Genomic DNA, 15,428 nt, shown 5'->3' with positions numbered 1-15,428 from the left:
GGGCGGGGCGGATCATCCTGCCACGATCCGCCCATCCTCCAAATGCAGCGTGGTATCCATCCGCTGCGCCAGCAAGGGATCGTGCGTCACCACCAGGAAGCTAATGCGGTATTCCCGGTTCAATTCCAACATCAGTTGGTAGACCTGCTCGGCGGTCTTGCGGTCCAGGTTGCCGGTGGGTTCGTCGGCTAATACGCATTTGGGGCGGGTCACGAGGGCGCGGGCGAGGGCAGCGCGTTGGCGTTCGCCGCCGGAGAGTTCGCCGGGCTTGTGTTCGATGCGCTTGCCGAGTCCCACCCGTTCCAAAATCGCCGCCGCCCGTGCCTTCGCCTCTTGAACCCCCGTCTTGCCGATCAACAAGGGCATCGCCACGTTTTCCAGCAGGGTGAATTCGCCCAGCAGATGATGGAATTGGTAGACGAAGCCCAACACCCGGTTGCGGAGTTCCGATAGCTTCTTTTCGCTCAGGCTGGACAGCAGTACGCCGTCCAGGCGCACTTCGCCCGCCGTTGGGGTATCCAACCCGCCCAGCACATGCAGCAAGGTGCTTTTGCCTGAACCCGACGCGCCCATGATGGCGATGCGCTGGCCGGGTTCGATGGCGAGGTCCACGCCCTGCAAGACATCCACCGACAAGCCGCCCTGCGCGAAGCGCTTGGACAGGTTGCGGCAGGCCAAGACCGGCTCATTCATAACGCAATTCCTCGGCGGGGGCGACGCGGGAAGCCTGCCAGGCAGGATAGATCGTCGCCAGGATGGAAAGTAGGAAGGCCACGCCCGTCACCTGGCACACATCGGCCCAGACCAGCTTGGAGGGCAGTTCGCTCAGGTAATACACCTCCGCCGAGATGAATTTGAGTCCGAACGTCCGTTCGATGGCGGGCAGGAGGGTTTCCACATTGAGGGCCAGGACCACCCCGCCAATGCCGCCGAGCAAGGTGCCCGCGAAGCCGATGACGGTGCCCAGTACCATGAAGGTGCCCATGACCGTGCCCGGCGTCATGCCCTGGGTGCGGAGGATGGCGATATCGGCCCGCTTGTCGGTGACGGTCATCACCAGGGTGGACACGATGTTGAAGGCGGCCACGGCCACGATCAGGAACAGGATGATGAACATCATTTCCTTCTGGCTCTGGATGGCGCGAAAGAAATTGGCGTGGGCGCGGGTCCAGTCGGTGATGAGGTATTGCTGGGGCAGCTTGGGGCCGAGGTCGCGGGCGATTTGGCGGGCGTACAGCACATCGTCGAGTTTGAGCCGGAGTCCCGACACGGTGTCGTCCATCCGCAGCAGGCGGGCGGCGTCGTCTAGGTGGATCAGGGCGAGGTTGCGGTCGTATTCGTACATGCCGACCCGGAAAATACCGACCACCGTGAAGCGCTTCAGCCTAGGCATGACTCCGGCAGGCGTAGCGACCACTTCGGGGGTGATGACGGCGATCTTGTCGCCCAGCTTCGCGCCCAGGTGCTTGGCGAGCTCCTCGCCTAGGATGATGCCGAACCCGCCCGCCCGCAATGCGTCCAACCGGCCTTCTATCAAACGGCTGGCGGCTTCCGAAACCCTGGGTTCGTAATCCGGCAGGATGCCGCGCAAGGTGATCCCGCTGACCTGGGTGTCGGAATTCAACAGGGTTTGGGCTTCGATATAGGGCGCCCAGCCCAGGACTTTGGGTTCCTGCCGCAAGGGGGCTTCCAGCGAGGGCCAGTCGCGCAACTCGCCATCTAGGCCGCTGATGGAAGCGTGGGCGGTCATGCCGAGGATGCGTTCCTTGATTTCGGCCTCGAAGCCGTTCATCACCGATAGCACCGTGATCAGCGCGGCCACGCCCAATGCGGTGCCCAGGGCCGAGGTCAGGGCGATGAACGAGATGAAGCTATTGCGGCGCTGGGCGCGGGTGTAGCGCAGGCCGATGTAGACGCTCAGGGGTTTGAACATGCGGGCGGGGGCGGGCTTATTCATAGCGCAGCGCTTCCGCCGGTTGGATGCGCGAGGCTTGCCGGGCTGGATAGAGGGTCGCCAGCACCGACAGCAGGAAGGCGATGCCGGTGATGACGGCCACATCCGACCACAGCAGCTTGGAGGGCAGTTCGGTGATGTAGTACACATCGCCCGACAGGAATTGCACCCCGAGCAGCCGTTCGATGGCGGGTACCACGCGATCGACGTTCAAGGCCAGCAACACCCCGCCGACCGTGCCCAGCAGCGTCCCGAACAGGCCGATCAAGGAACCCAGCACGATGAAGATGCCCATGATGCCCTCCGGGGTCATGCCCTGGGTGCGGAGGATGGCGATATCGGGGCGCTTGTCGGTGACCACCATCACCAGGGTGGATACGATGTTGAAAGCGGCCACGGCCACGATCAGCAGCAGGATGATGAACATCACCCGTTTTTCGGTCTGCACCGCTTGGAAGAAATTGCCGTGTTCCAGGGTCCAGTCGGCGAGGGTGTAGTGATCGCCCAGCTTGGGACCGAGTTCGTGCGCCACCTGCTGGGCATGGAACACATCGTCCAGCCTGAGCCTCAGCCCCGACACCGCGCCTTCCATATGATGGAGTTGGGCGGCGTCGTCCAGATGGATCAGGGCGAGGTTGCGGTCGAATTCGTACATGCCGACCTGGAACACGCCGACCACGGTGAAGCGCTTGATCCTGGGCAGGATGCCGCCCGCCGCGCCGTTGATTTCCGGGGCGATGACGGTAATCGGATCGCCGATCACCACGCCCAGGTAGCTGGCGAGTTCCACCCCCAGCACGATGCCGAAGCCGCCCGGCTTGAGCGCCTCCAAGCGGCCTTGGATCAAGCGTTGGGCCACCGCTGAAACTTCGGGCTCCATTCCGGGCAGGATGCCACGGATCAAACTGCCGCTGACCCGGCGGTCGGCGTTGAGCATGGCCTGGGTTTCGATGTAGGGTGCCCAGCCCTGGATGCGCGGCTCTTGGCGCAGGGTGGGTTCCAGGCTATGCCAATCGCGCAATTTCCCGTCCGGGCCGCTGATCGAGGCGTGGGACGCCATCCCCAGGATGCGCTCGCGCAATTCTTCCTCGAAGCCGTTCATCACCGATAGTACGGTGATGAGGGCGGTCACGCCCAGGGCGAGGCCCAGCACCGAAGTCAGGGCGATGAAGGAAATGAAGCGCGTGCGCCGCTTGGCCCGGGTATAGCGCAGGCCGATGAAGAAAATCAGGGGTTTGAACATGGGGTGTGGCTGTGGCCGGTGCCCTGGCGGAGGTTCAGCGGGGCACGGCCTCTTTTTGCTGGCAATCGGCGCAGACGCCGTATAGGCACAGCGAGTGTTCGGTCAGCTTGAAACCCTTGTGCTGGGCGATTTCCTGTTGCCGCCGCTCGATCATATGGTCGTGGAATTCTTGCACATAGCCACATTTGACGCAGACCATATGATCGTGGTGGTCGCCGCGGTTCAACTCGAACACCGAATTGCCGCCCTCGAAGTGGTGGCGCTTCACCAGCCCCGCCGCCTCGAATTGGGTTAGCACCCGGTAGACCGTCGCCAAGCCGATTTCCTCGCCCTCGCTGATGAGGGATTTGTACACATCCTCAGCCGTAAGGTGCCGACCGGAAAAAGCTTGGTTTTCCAGCATTTCGAGGATTTTGATGCGGGGGAGCGTGACCTTGAGTCCCGCGTTCCTGATGTCTTGGGTTTCCACTGTGGCGATTCCGTGTTTTAGCGGAAGCTATCGAGTATCATGAGGGCCGAATTCGGACTCCGGCCATCATAACATGCCCAAACGCCTCCCTGTAATAACCTACCTGAGTACTCTGTTTTTGACCGGATGCTCGTTCAATTGGTTGCCCGGCATCTACCGGCTGGATATACACCAAGGCAACGTGGTTTCCCAGGAAATGGTCGATCAATTGCGGCCCGGCATGACCAAGCGCCAAGTGGCTTTCATCATGGGCACACCCTTGTTGACCGATCCTTTCCATGACGAGCGCTGGGATTACCTCTATTCCAACCAACCCGGCAACGAACCCAGGGTGCAAAAGCATATCAGCCTGGCGTTCGACAAGGACGAGGAATTGAAGGGCTTGGCGGGCGATTTCCGGCCCGGAAACCTGCCTTCCATCGAGATGAGCAAGGACACCACGGTCAACATCCCCCGCATCGAGCGCGAAAAGACCCTGTGGCAGAAGATCAAGGGCGTGTTCGGCAGCGAGGATTGAGTTGGAATCCAAAGCAAGCTTTGGACTCCGGTGATGGCGCGGGGCTATTTCTTGACGGCCCGGCCCCGCCGCGCTTCCTTGGGATCGGCGGGCAGGGGCCGGTAGATTTCCACCCGGTCGCCGGGTTTCAGGGCTTGGTCCAGGGCGCAGGTCTTGCCGAAGATTCCGACCGCGTTCACCGCGAGATCGATTTCCGGGAACCGCGCCAGCATCCCGGAGGCGCGGATGGCCTGTTCCGCTGTCGCGCCCGCCGGGAGTTCCAAGCCCAGGATCAACTGGTGGTCGGGCTTGGCATAGGCGACTTCGATCTTCATTGCGGGGCCGCCGGGATCGCCGCCTACAGCACGCCGATGGCGTGGAGGAACACCAGGGCCACCGCGCCGGGGGCCACATACCGCGCCAGCGCTCGCCACCAGGCATAGGCCGCGCCCATCGCCAATTCGGCCTCGCTGACTTCCCGCTTGATCACCCAACTGGCGAACACCGCCACCAAAATCCCGCCGATGGGTAGCATCACGTCGGCGGTCAGGAAATCGACCCACTCGAAGAAATTCCTGCTCGACCCGTTTTCGCCGCCGCTGAACGAATATACCGTCCCCAGCCCCAACAGCCAGCACACCGCGCCGCTCCACCAGGACGCCGCCGTCCGGTTCAGTCCCAGGTTTTCCGAGAGATAGGCCACGGCGGGTTCGATCAAGGCGATGGCCGAGGTGATGGCGGCGAAGAACACCAGCAGGAAGAACACCAGTCCGAACCAGGAGCCGCCCGGCATTTGGCCGAAGGCGATGGGGAGGGTTTCGAAGATCAGGCCCGGACCCATACCGGGTTCCAAATGGTGGGCGAACACGATGGGGAAGATGGCGATGCCGGCCATCAGCGCCACGGCGGTATCGGCGGTGGCGACGATGATCGAGGCGCGGGCGATGGACACATGGTCCGGCAGGTAGGAGCCGTAGACCATGATCGAGCCCATCCCCAGCCCCAGCGAGAAGAAGGCTTGGCCCATGGCGACCAGCACGCTTTCCCCGCTCAGCTTGCCGAAATCCGGCTCGAACAGGAAGGCCAGGCCTTGCCCGAAACCGCCGGTGGTCATGGCGTAGATATCCAGCAGGACCAGCATCGCCAACAAGCCCGGCATCATGATGCGGGTGGCGCGTTCCAAACCCCGGTGAACGCCACGGCTGACGATGAGCAGGGTGCCGGCCATGAAGACGGTGTGCCAGATCGCTTGGATGTCGGGTGCGGCTTTGAGGTCGAGGAACGCGGCCTGCACGGTCTGGGCATCGGCGTTAGCGAGGAAACCGCCGCCGACCTTGAGGATATAGGCCATGGACCAGCCCGCGATTACCGAGTAATACGACAGGATCAGGAATCCGGCCGCCACGCCCAGCCAGCCCGCGTAATGCCAATGGCGGCTGGCTTTGGCTTCCTCGGCCAGGGTCAGCATGGTGTTGATGGGGCTTTGCCGTCCGCGCCGCCCGATCATGGTTTCGGCGATCATCAGCGGGATGCCGATGGCGACCACACACAGCAAATAAACGATGACGAACGCCCCGCCGCCGTTGTCGCCCGCCAAGTAGGGGAATTTCCAGATGTTGCCGAGGCCGATGGCCGAGCCGCTGGCCGCCAGGATGAAGGCCATGCGTGAGGACCATTGGCCGTGCAGAAAACGTTGTTCCGTCATGATTTCCCCATAAGTATTCGTTGCCGTGGAAAAGCGCGGGGGCATCCCGTCGCGATGCGGTAAAATATCAAGATTTTCCAACCGCGTCAGGCATCTATAATCCTCCATGGCCGCAAAAAAGAACAAAGATTCGTCCGGGAATTCCACCATCGCCCACAACCGGCAAGCCACCCACGACTATTTCATCGAAGAGCGCTACGAGGCCGGCTTGGTCTTGCAGGGCTGGGAAGTGAAGAGCCTCCGGGCGGGCCGCGCCCAGCTCAAGGAAAGCTACGTGGTGTTGAAAAGCGGCGAAGCTTGGCTCCTGGGCTCGCATCTGTCCCCGCTGAGTTCCGCTTCCACCCATGTCGATCCCGATCCCACCCGCACCCGGAAACTCTTGCTGCACCGGGCCGAACTCAGCAAACTCATCGGCCATGTCGAACGCAAGGGTTATACTTTGGTGCCCTTGGTCATGTATTGGAAAAAAGGCCGGGCCAAGCTGGAGATCGGCCTGGCCAAGGGCAAGAAATTGCACGATAAGCGGGCCACCGAGAAAGAGCGCGATTGGCAGCGCGAAAAACAGCGGGTCATGAAGAACGGCTAAGGCCGGACTGCGGCGGTCGCTGCGTATGAAGCTTTCCCCGTGGCCCGGATGGAACGCAGTGGAATCCAGGCTATGGGACATCGGGGAAGGCAAGCTTCGCTTTGGTCAAAATCAAACCGACTCCCGTCACGAGTCGGCTTGATTTTGGGAAAAGTGGGCTGGCTTTGCGCTGGGGATCGATGCCAGGGCAAAGCGGCTCCGCCCCGTGACGCGGCGGGTGCGCCCCGCGTCCCGGCAGGCTTGGGATCGGCCTTTTCAAACCTCCTGGCCCGTCCGCGCCGGAGGATTCTTCAACCTTCCTTGGATTTTTCTGAACGATGCCTCAGGTTGCCGTTTTGCGCCGTTTGATCCCCGGTCTGTTCTGGGCCGCCCTGTTCCTGCCCGCCGCCGCCCTGGCCGGACCTTATGCCGCCTTGGTGGCCGATATCGATACCGAGCAGGTGCTTTACGAACACAATGCCGATGAATTGCGCCATCCCGCCTCCCTGACCAAGATGATGACGCTGTACTTGGTGTTCGAGGCTTTGTCGCAGGGGCGTTTGTTCTCGGACACTTTGTTCCGCGCCTCCCGTTTCGCCGTGCTGCGGCCGCCTTCCCGGTTGGGGCTGAAGGTGGGCGATACCTTGAGCGTGGAGGAGGGCATCCTAGGGCTGGTCACCCGCTCGGCCAACGACGCCGCCAGCACCATCGCCGAAGGCATGGCCGGATCGGAGACGGCGTTCGCGGCGGCGATGACCGACAAGGCCCGCCAACTCGGCATGAGCCGCACCGTCTACCGCAACGCCTCGGGCCTGCCCGATCCCAACCAAGTCACCACGGCCTGGGACATGTTCCGGCTGGGCAAGGCGCTCAACAAAAGATTCCCGCAGTACTACACCTATTTCTCGACCCCGGTGTTCTATTACCAGGGCCATGGTTTCCAGAACCACAACCATCTGATGGAAACCTATGCCGGGATGGACGGGATCAAGACCGGCTTCATCAACGCTTCTGGGTTCAATCTGGTGGCCTCCGCCCAGCGCAACGGCCATCGTTTGATCGGCGTGGTGTTCGGCGGTCCCAGCGCCAGGCGCCGCGATGCCTTGATGCGGGAATTGCTGGACGATGGTTTCGCCCAGTTGGAAGGCGCGGACCCCAGGTTGCATGTGGTGGAGTTCGACCGTCCCGCAGCCCCGGCGCTGATGGTCGCCGAAACCGCCGCGCCGGTCCCGCACCATGCCCACGCCGCCCACCATCCCCAGGCGCACCATGCCGCGGCGCATCCCGCGCATCCTCCGGCCCAGCCGCTGCGCTTGGCCGACGCTTCGGCCACCACCCATCGCACGGCCAGCAAGGCCGAAGCCCCGGCGGCGAAGAAAACCCACGCCTCCGCCAGCAAGGCCAAGGCCGAACCCGCGCCCGCCTGCCATAAATCCAAGTGCGCCCACCATTGACGCGCCGTCCTGAATCCCGTCCCTGGGCTTCCCCATGAATCGGTGGCTGGTCCTGGCCCTGGTCGGTGGATTGGGCGGTTTGCTCTATCTGTTGGCCCCGATGTTGACGCCTTTCGTGGGCGGCGCCTTGGTGGCCTATCTGGCCGACCCTTGGGTGGACCGGCTGGAGCGGGTGGGCTTGCGGCGCTTGCCTGCCGTCATCCTGGTGTTTTCCTTCATCGTTTTGCTATTCGTGTCATTGTTGTTGCTGGTGCTGCCGGTGCTGGCCGAACAGGTCGGCGGTTTCATCGACGATCTACCGGCTTTCTTCCGCTGGCTGCAAAAGCACTTTGGGGTGAAGGTGCGGCTGGGGAATCTCGAACAGGTCGCCGCCACCCTCAGCGCCTATTGGCAGAAGGTCGGCGGCGACGCTGCGGCGGTGCTGGAGTCCTTGACCCACTCCGGCGCGGTGATCGTGTCCTGGGTTTTGAACCTGGCTTTGATCCCGGTGGTGGTGTTCTATCTGCTGCGGGATTGGAATGTGATGCTCGGCCATATCCGTGGCCTGTTGCCCCGGCGCTGGGTACCGGGTACCGCCCGCTTGGTCGGCGAGGTCGATGGGGTCTTGAGCGCCGTGTTCCGTGGCCAGTTCATGGTGATGATCGCCCTGGGGGCCATCTATAGTCTCGGCCTGTGGTTGATCGGCCTGAAACAAGGCTTGTTGATCGGTCTGATCGCGGGGCTGGTCAGCTTCATCCCCTATGCCGGGGCGATGGCCGGCGTGACCTTGGCCGCCATCGCCGCCTTGGCCCAGTACGGCGAATTTTCGTCGGTGATTTCGGTGCTGGTTGTGTTCGGCGTCGGCCACTTATTGGAAGGCATGTGGCTTACGCCCTGGTTGATCGGCCACCGGATCGGCCTGCATCCGGTGGCGGTGATCTTCGCTGTGCTGGCGGGCGGGCAGTTGTTCGGATTCCTGGGGGTGTTGCTGGCCTTGCCCCTGGCGGCGGTGGTCATGGTGTTGCTGCGGCATATCCACGGCCTCTACAAGGACAGCGACTGGTACGGGATCGGGTCCGCCCCGCCGGACGGGGAATGATCGGGACGGGAACCCGGTGGAAGCGCCGGAGCCGCTTCCGCCGGGGGTTCAATCGCGGTGGGAACAGACCGTGCGCAAACCTTCGAGGTCGAGGATATGCACGTCCTTATGCTGTACGGCGATCAAGCCCTCGTCCTGGAAGCCGCGCAGGGTCCGGCTCACGGTTTCCAGTGCCAGCCCTAGGAAATTGCCGATTTCCTGCCGGTTCAGGCTCAGGCGGAATTCGACCGCCGAGAAGCCCCGCTCCTTCAGCCGGTCCGAAAGGTTCAGCAGGAAGGCGGCGACCCGTTCCTCGGCGGGCTGTTTGTTGAGGATGGCCTGTTCGGTCTCGCCGTCCAGCCGGGCGCTGGCGTGGCGGAACAATTCCCGTAGGAGGTTGGGCACCCGCTGGCACAGTTCGTCCAACTGGTCGGCGGGAAGTTCGCAATAGCTCAGGGTTTCCAGGGCGATGGCCGAGTATTTATGCCGGTCCCCGGCCAGGGCGTCGAAACCCAGCAATTCCCCCGGCAGCCAGAACCCGGTGACATATTCGTTGCCCTGGCTGTCGTAGGTGGTGGTTTTGGCGGTGCCGCCCTTGATGGCGAGGATGCCCCGGAATTTATCGCCTTTATGGAAAAGGTGTTCGCCCCGTTGCAGGGTTTTCTTGCGGTTGACGATGCGGCTGATTTGTTCGATATCCTCCCGCGCTAGGCCGCGTGGTATGCAAAGGGAGGTCAGGCTGCAATTCTGGCAGGTGACCTGCAATTTGTTTTTGATGTCGTATAAAGGTGCTGCGCTCACGGTGTCTGGGCTGGTGTGTGGGGGTTGAAAGTCCGCCGTCTTTAAATCCCATGGCGGCGGTTGTCTCAAGCGCGACCATCATCCCCAAGCCCGGAACGGGCGTCAAGGTAGGGCGGTATGCGCCCATCCCGGAGCAAGCCTGTTAGAATCTGGCGCTTTCTGACCCACCCCGGAAGACCCGCCATGAATCCGCCTCCCGCCGCCACCCCCTATGTCCTGCTGGGCGGAGCAACCGCCGTCCGGGAATTGGTCGAGCGTTTCTACGGCCATATGGACCGCCTGCCCGAGGCCCAGGGCATCCGCGCCATGCACGCCCCCGACCTCGCCGGGGCCAAGAATAAGCTGTTCAAATTCCTGTCGGGCTGGTTCGGCGGCCCGGATTTGTTCATGGAGGAATTCGGCCATCCCCGGCTCAGGATGCGCCATTTCCCCTTCGCCATCGGCCCGGCGGAACGCGACCAATGGGTGCTGTGCATGGTCCGGGCGCTGGACGATATGGCTATCGAAGCCGGCTTGCGGGAAGCCCTGCTCGCGGCTTTCGCCCGTACCGCCGACCATATGATCAACCGCGAATAGAGACCTGCGGGCTTGGGTATCGTCCGCGCTTTCCATATTATCCAACCACCTACGCCAATACCATGAAAATGACGCCTGGGGAATTTTCGGACTGGGATGCCAAGCGGATTACCCTCTTGGGGATGTCCGGAGTCGGTAAAACCACGCTGGCCGATAAGCTTCCCAAAAAAACCTGGTTCCATTATTCCGGCGATTACCGGATCGGTACCCGTTATCTCAACGAGCCGATTTCCGACAATATCAAGCGCCAAGCCATGGAAGTGCCGTTCCTGCGGGAATTGTTGCGCTCCGATTCGATTTATATCCGCAGCAATATCACCGTGGATAATCTAGTCCCGGTGTCCACCTTCCTGGGGAAGCTGGGCGATCCGGCCAGGGGCGGATTATCCCTGGAAGAATTCAAACGCCGCCAAGCCCTGCACCGCGATGCCGAAATCCGAGCCATGCGCGATGTGCCGGAATTCATCCGCAAGGTGGAATCCATTTATGGCTACCGCAATTTCATCAACGATGCCGGCGGCAGTGTTTGCGAACTCGACGACCCGGATACCCTGGAAATCCTGGCCGAGCATACCTTGATCGTGTATATCCGCACCACGCCTGAATTGGAGCATATGCTGATCGAACGCGCCCGCAACGACCCGAAGCCCTTGTATTACCGGGAAAGTTTCCTGGACGAGCAATTACCCGTATTTATGGCGGAAAACGGTTATGCCAGCATCGACCGGATGCCCCCGGACCAGTTCGTGAGTTGGGTATTTCCCAAATTATTTCATTCCCGCCTGCCACGTTATCAAGCCATCGCCGACCGCTATGGTTATACCGTCGATGCCGGTGAAATCGCCCAAGTGGAAACCGAGGCCGATTTCCTGGCTTTGTTGCGGGATGCCTTGGGCCGCTAAGCCCGTTTGATAAGAGACCGGAGAACCTTATTCCATGCCTTTGGTTGCCCATACCGATTTGCCCACCTTCCAGCGCCTGCATGCTGAAGGCCAGGAAATCCTGTCCGTCGAACGCGCCAGCCGCCAGGATATCCGCGAGATGCATATCGGCCTGTTGAATATGATGCCGGACGCGGCCCTCGAAGCCACCGAGCGGCAGTTTTTCCGCTTGGTGGGCGCGGCCAATCCCATCGTGCAATTCCATATGCATCCCTTCACTATCCGGGGTCAGGAGCGCGGTCCCGAGGCTTTGGCCCATATCGGGCGCTATTACGAGAGTTTCGAGCAGATCAAGGCCCAGGGTTTGGATGGTTTGATCGTGAGCGGGGCCAATGTCAGCCAGCCGCGGTTGCCGGAAGAGCCGTTTTGGGAGCCGCTGACCGAGGTATTCGATTGGGCACGGGAAAACGTGACTTCTATTTTGTGTTCCTGCCTTGCCACCCATGCCTTGTTCGAGTATGCCACCGGGATTCCGCGCACCCATCTGGGGTTCAAGCGCTGGGGGGTTTATTCGCATCATGTGGTGGAGCGGCGGCATCCTTTGGTGTCCACCATCAATACCCGGTTCGATGTGCCGCACTCCCGTTTCAACGAGATTTTTCGCGAGGATATGGAACGGGCCGGACTCAAGGTCTTGGTGGAAAGCGCCGAGGCGGGGGTACATCTGGCGGTGAGCCGGGATTTGCTGCGGGTGGTGTATTTCCAGGGGCATCCAGAGTATGACACCGTGAGTTTGCTGAAGGAATATAAGCGCGAAGTATTACGCTATTATCGCGGTGAGCGGGAGGATTATCCGCCATTCCCGGAGCATTATTTCAATACCGAGGTGGGCGAGGTGCTGAGCGAATATGGTCAGCATTTGCGTAGCGCCCGGCGCGCTGGCCAATCCGTCCCGGAATTCCCAGAATCAGAAATCCTCCGGCATTTGGATAATACTTGGCACGATACCGCCAAGGCGGTATTCAATAATTGGCTGGGCTTGATTTACCAAGTGACCGACCAGGACCGGCGTAAGCCGCTCATGGATCATGTCGATCCTGGGAATCCTTTGGGCTTGCGCTTGTGAATGGATAAGCCACGGTCGCGCTGTCGATAGCGGCTTCGTTTGTAATCTTTGAAATTGGATCGATTCATGAATACTCCCAATCTCGACTTGGTGTTGCGCCTCATCGACCAGGCCAATGCCGCCGACCCCAACCAGGAAACCTGGCAAGGCGAGTCCCAGCCCAAGGAGCTGCTGTATGGGCGGCGCATGTCCGAATGGCTGGAAAAGCTCCGGCCCGAAGCGGGCGATTTGCTGCGTATCGCCGCCCGTGGCCAGCATATCCGGCGCTGGGAAGTCCCGCGCGATAGCTATCCCATGACCCGCGAAGGTTATCTGAAATGGCGTAGCTTCCTCTATGGCTTCCATGGCGAGAAGCTGGGCGAACTCATGGCCGAAGCGGGTTATCCGCCGGAGGATGTGGCGCGGGTCCAGGCCATCCTGTCCAAGCGCGGGATGAAGACCGACCCAGAGGTGCAGTTGATCGAGGATGTGGCTTGTTTGGTCTTCCTCGAATACTACTTCCTGGCGTTCACCGCGACCCAGGACGACGACAAATTGCTGGGCATCGTCCGCAAGACCTGGAACAAGATGTCCGGGACGGCGCGGAACCGGGCCTTGACCCTGGATTTCCCGGATTCGGTCAAACCTTTATTGGCCCGCGCCTTGGAGCCCGCTTGAATCCTGCCGCCCCACCGGCGACCACGCCTTCGCTGGCGCGGTTCGCTTGGCTGTCCATCCTCGCCGCGATCCTGACCATCGGACTCAAGGCCCAGGCTTATCGCATGACGGGCTCGGTCGGGCTGTTGTCCGACGCGGCGGAATCCTTGGTGAACCTGGTCGCGGCCATCGTGGCCCTGACCATGCTGGGCTTCGCGGCCCGGCCCGCCGACAGCCACCATCCGTTCGGGCATGGCAAGGCCGAGTATTTTTCCAGTGGCTTCGAAGGGGCTTTGATCCTGGTCGCGGCGGGTGGCATCGTCTGGGCGGCTTGGGAACGGCTGGGGCATCCCCAACCCTTGGCCCGGCTCGATATCGGCATCGCAGTGTCCGCCGCCGCCGGGTTCATCAATCTGGCGGTCGCCCGGGTCCTGCTGCGGGCGGGGCGCAAGTACGGCTCGATCACCCTGGAGGCCGATGGCAAGCATTTGATGTCCGATGTCTGGACCACGGGCGCGATCCTGCTGGCCTTGGGCGGCATCGCCTGGACGGGCTGGCAATGGCTCGATCCCGCCATCGCTTTCCTGGCGGCGGTGCAAATCGTGTGGTCGGGACTGGAACTCATGATCCGCTCGGCGTCAGGCTTGTTGGACGCGGCGATTCCCGAGGCCGAAATGATGGATATCGAGCGCATCCTCGAAGGCTACCGGGCCGAGGGTATCCAATTCCACGATCTACGGACCCGTGCCGCTGGGATGCAGCGCTTCATGACCGTCCATGTGCTGGTGCCGGGCAGTTATACGGTGCAGGCCGGGCATGATCTTCTGGAGCGGATCGAGGCCGATATCGGTGCGGCCCTGCCCAATATCGTCATCGTCACCCATCTCGAACCCTTGGAGGATGCCGCTTCCTTCGCTCATGACCAAATCGAACGCGGGCTTCCCCGGCCCGAACCGCGCCAAAAAACCGAAGTCACGCGCCCGGTTCCGGCGGCGCGGGGCGGCTGGGGCATGGCTTGCCGGATGGCGGGAGCGGCTTTGTTGGTGGCGGGGGGCGGGGCCAGCATGGTGCTGGCGGGGGATTATGCCGATATCGCGATGGGGGCCAGCCTGCTTGGCTTGATGTTGGCGCTGTGGGGCGGACGCATCGCCAAGCGGGCCTAATTCAGCCGAACACTTCTTTCATGAACAAGGCTTGCCAGCTATGGGCCATGGCGGCTTCCCGCTCGCGGTCGCCGTGGGGCGGGGTTTCGCCGGTCGAGGTGGCGACCAGGGTTTTGTCGCCGGGGGAGTATTCGTAGACCCCGGTCACGGAAATCGCGTACTCGGGACTCAGTAGGCTGTAGCAATGGTTGATAAGGGCGGGCGGGCCGGGTTCGCGCTCCGACAGGAGATCGACCACGGCGGCGGCGCAGACCTTGGCCTGGGCATTGGCGGCAAAGGCCGATTTGGGCATGGGCGTCGCGATGCAGGCGTCGCCGACGACATGCACGCCGGGAGCGAGGGTCGATTCGAAGCTGCGGGGATCGACCGGACACCAGCCGGAATCGTCCACCAATCCGGCGATCTGCGCCAGTTTCCCGGCTTTTTGCGGCGGGATCACGTTTAGCACATTGGCCCGGTGGCGGCCGAAATCGGTATGCACGGTCCGCTTGTGGACATCCACCCGCTCGATCCGGCCTTCCTTCTCCGCTGAAATCCATTCCACCATTCCCGGATACAGTTCCTTCCAACCCTGCATGAATAACGCTTGCTTGGAAAACTGGGTTTTGGCATCCAGGATCAGGACTTTCGAGCGCGGCATATGGCGCTTGAGGAAATGGGCCATCAGCGAGGCGCGTTCGTAGGGGCCGGGCGGGCAGCGATAGGGATTCTGCGGCACCACGATCATGACCACATCGCCGTTGCGCATGGCGCGGAGCTGGCGGCGGAGCAGGGAGGTCTGCGGCCCGGCCTGCCAGGCGTGGGGCGCGATGAGGCTGGCTTCCTCGTCGTAGCCGGGGATGGCGTCCCAGCGGAAGTCTATGCCGGGAGCCACGATTAGTCGGTCGTAGGGCACGGTGGAACCATCGGCCAGCAGGACGGCGCGGTTGCGGATATCGACGCCCTTGGCCTCGCCGGTGACGGACTGGACGCCGGTGGCCTTGATCGCTTTGTAATCGAAGCGCAATTCCTTGGGGCGTTTGTGGCCGGGCAAGCTGGTGATGAATTCGTTGGAGCCAGGACAGGGCAGGTAATAACTGTTGCGCTCGATCAGGGTGACTTTGAGGGAAGGGTCGAGCAGGGTCAGATAGCGCGCCGCGGTCGCCCCGGCGAAACCCCCGCCCAGGACCACGACCTTGGCGTTGGCGAGGGAGGGCTTGCCGGGTTTCGAGCGGTTGCCGGAACAGCCTAGGGTGCCCGCGAGGCCGGCCATGGCGGCCCAGCCCAGGAAGGCGCGGCGGGAAAACTGGGTCATGCGGTTTT

The 15,428-nt window shown here is 62.1% G+C and carries 17 protein-coding genes; 9 read left to right on the top strand and 8 right to left on the bottom strand.

The genetic code is table 11. The annotated features are described in order from the left end of the window. Positions 1-12 precede the first annotated feature (12 nt). The 4 genes from lolD to fur are packed head-to-tail and all read right to left on the bottom strand — an operon-like array spanning position 13 to position 3,666. Complete coding sequence (gene lolD / locus B9N93_RS12835; RefSeq protein ID WP_085214237.1) at positions 13-693, bottom strand: lipoprotein-releasing ABC transporter ATP-binding protein LolD; 681 nt, start codon at positions 691-693, stop codon at positions 13-15. Beyond that, positions 686-1,933 (bottom strand): lipoprotein-releasing ABC transporter permease subunit, encoded by a 1,248-nt coding sequence (locus B9N93_RS12830; RefSeq protein WP_085216271.1) that lies wholly within the window; start codon positions 1,931-1,933, stop codon positions 686-688. The genes lolD and B9N93_RS12830 overlap by 8 nt, the downstream gene beginning before the upstream one ends. 16 nt (positions 1,934-1,949) lie before the next feature. After that, positions 1,950-3,197 carry a lipoprotein-releasing ABC transporter permease subunit gene (locus B9N93_RS12825; RefSeq protein ID WP_085214235.1) on the bottom strand — a complete coding sequence of 416 codons (1,248 nt, stop codon included), beginning with the start codon at positions 3,195-3,197 and terminating at the stop codon, positions 1,950-1,952. Positions 3,198-3,231: 34 nt separating this feature from the next. Then, on the bottom strand, positions 3,232-3,666 hold the full coding sequence (gene fur, locus B9N93_RS12820; RefSeq protein WP_085214233.1) for a ferric iron uptake transcriptional regulator: 435 nt from the start codon (positions 3,664-3,666) through the stop codon (positions 3,232-3,234). 73 nt (positions 3,667-3,739) lie between these two features. Here fur and B9N93_RS12815 point away from each other — a divergent pair, with 73 nt between their 5' ends. Further along, positions 3,740-4,183: an outer membrane protein assembly factor BamE gene (locus tag B9N93_RS12815; protein WP_085214231.1), complete on the top strand. Its 444-nt coding sequence runs from the start codon at positions 3,740-3,742 to the stop codon at positions 4,181-4,183. Between the two features lie 44 nt (positions 4,184-4,227). On the opposite strand, the gene B9N93_RS12810 is transcribed toward B9N93_RS12815, so the two are convergent. Together B9N93_RS12810 and B9N93_RS12805 are read right to left on the bottom strand one after the other, a co-directional pair. Then, positions 4,228-4,497, bottom strand: coding sequence for an RnfH family protein (locus B9N93_RS12810; protein WP_085214229.1), 270 nt, complete (start codon positions 4,495-4,497; stop codon positions 4,228-4,230). A 23-nt stretch (positions 4,498-4,520) separates the two neighbouring features. Then, on the bottom strand, positions 4,521-5,867 hold the full coding sequence (locus tag B9N93_RS12805; protein ID WP_085216270.1) for a sodium-dependent transporter: 1,347 nt from the start codon (positions 5,865-5,867) through the stop codon (positions 4,521-4,523). 106 nt (positions 5,868-5,973) lie between these two features. Here B9N93_RS12805 and smpB point away from each other — a divergent pair, with 106 nt between their 5' ends. From smpB to B9N93_RS12790, 3 genes are all read left to right on the top strand, one after another. Next, positions 5,974-6,453: an SsrA-binding protein SmpB gene (smpB, locus tag B9N93_RS12800; protein WP_085214227.1), complete on the top strand. Its 480-nt coding sequence runs from the start codon at positions 5,974-5,976 to the stop codon at positions 6,451-6,453. A 335-nt stretch (positions 6,454-6,788) separates the two neighbouring features. After that, positions 6,789-7,886, top strand: a complete 1,098-nt coding sequence (locus B9N93_RS12795; RefSeq protein ID WP_254899389.1) for a D-alanyl-D-alanine carboxypeptidase family protein — start codon at positions 6,789-6,791, stop codon at positions 7,884-7,886. Positions 7,887-7,920: 34 nt separating this feature from the next. Further along, positions 7,921-8,964: an AI-2E family transporter gene (locus B9N93_RS12790; protein ID WP_085214225.1), complete on the top strand. Its 1,044-nt coding sequence runs from the start codon at positions 7,921-7,923 to the stop codon at positions 8,962-8,964. Between the two features lie 48 nt (positions 8,965-9,012). Here the strand turns inward: B9N93_RS12790 and fnr are convergent, their stop codons facing one another. Beyond that, on the bottom strand, positions 9,013-9,744 hold the full coding sequence (fnr, locus tag B9N93_RS12785; RefSeq protein WP_085214223.1) for a fumarate/nitrate reduction transcriptional regulator Fnr: 732 nt from the start codon (positions 9,742-9,744) through the stop codon (positions 9,013-9,015). Positions 9,745-9,927: 183 nt separating this feature from the next. Between fnr and B9N93_RS12780 the strand changes: the two genes are divergently transcribed. The 5 genes from B9N93_RS12780 (at position 9,928) to B9N93_RS12760 (ending at position 14,126) form a co-directional block, all read left to right on the top strand. Beyond that, positions 9,928-10,320: a group II truncated hemoglobin gene (locus B9N93_RS12780; protein ID WP_085214221.1), complete on the top strand. Its 393-nt coding sequence runs from the start codon at positions 9,928-9,930 to the stop codon at positions 10,318-10,320. A 62-nt stretch (positions 10,321-10,382) separates the two neighbouring features. Then, complete coding sequence (locus B9N93_RS12775; RefSeq protein ID WP_085214219.1) at positions 10,383-11,222, top strand: P-loop NTPase family protein; 840 nt, start codon at positions 10,383-10,385, stop codon at positions 11,220-11,222. A gap of 34 nt (positions 11,223-11,256) precedes the next feature. Then, entirely contained in the window at positions 11,257-12,327 is a 1,071-nt protein-coding gene (metA, locus tag B9N93_RS12770; protein ID WP_085214217.1) for a homoserine O-succinyltransferase MetA, read from the top strand. Between the two features lie 66 nt (positions 12,328-12,393). Beyond that, positions 12,394-12,984 carry a DUF4202 domain-containing protein gene (locus B9N93_RS12765; protein ID WP_085214215.1) on the top strand — a complete coding sequence of 197 codons (591 nt, stop codon included), beginning with the start codon at positions 12,394-12,396 and terminating at the stop codon, positions 12,982-12,984. After that, positions 12,981-14,126 carry a cation diffusion facilitator family transporter gene (locus B9N93_RS12760; protein WP_085214213.1) on the top strand — a complete coding sequence of 382 codons (1,146 nt, stop codon included), beginning with the start codon at positions 12,981-12,983 and terminating at the stop codon, positions 14,124-14,126. The genes B9N93_RS12765 and B9N93_RS12760 overlap by 4 nt, the downstream gene beginning before the upstream one ends. A gap of 1 nt (position 14,127) precedes the next feature. On the opposite strand, the gene B9N93_RS12755 is transcribed toward B9N93_RS12760, so the two are convergent. After that, positions 14,128-15,420, bottom strand: coding sequence for an NAD(P)/FAD-dependent oxidoreductase (locus B9N93_RS12755; RefSeq protein ID WP_085214211.1), 1,293 nt, complete (start codon positions 15,418-15,420; stop codon positions 14,128-14,130). Positions 15,421-15,428 lie beyond the last annotated feature (8 nt).

This window comes from Methylomagnum ishizawai (assembly GCF_900155475.1).
GTDB lineage: Bacteria > Pseudomonadota > Gammaproteobacteria > Methylococcales > Methylococcaceae > Methylomagnum > Methylomagnum ishizawai_A.
Note: the sequence above shows the minus strand (reverse complement) of the source record. Positions and strands in the feature narration are given on the sequence as shown.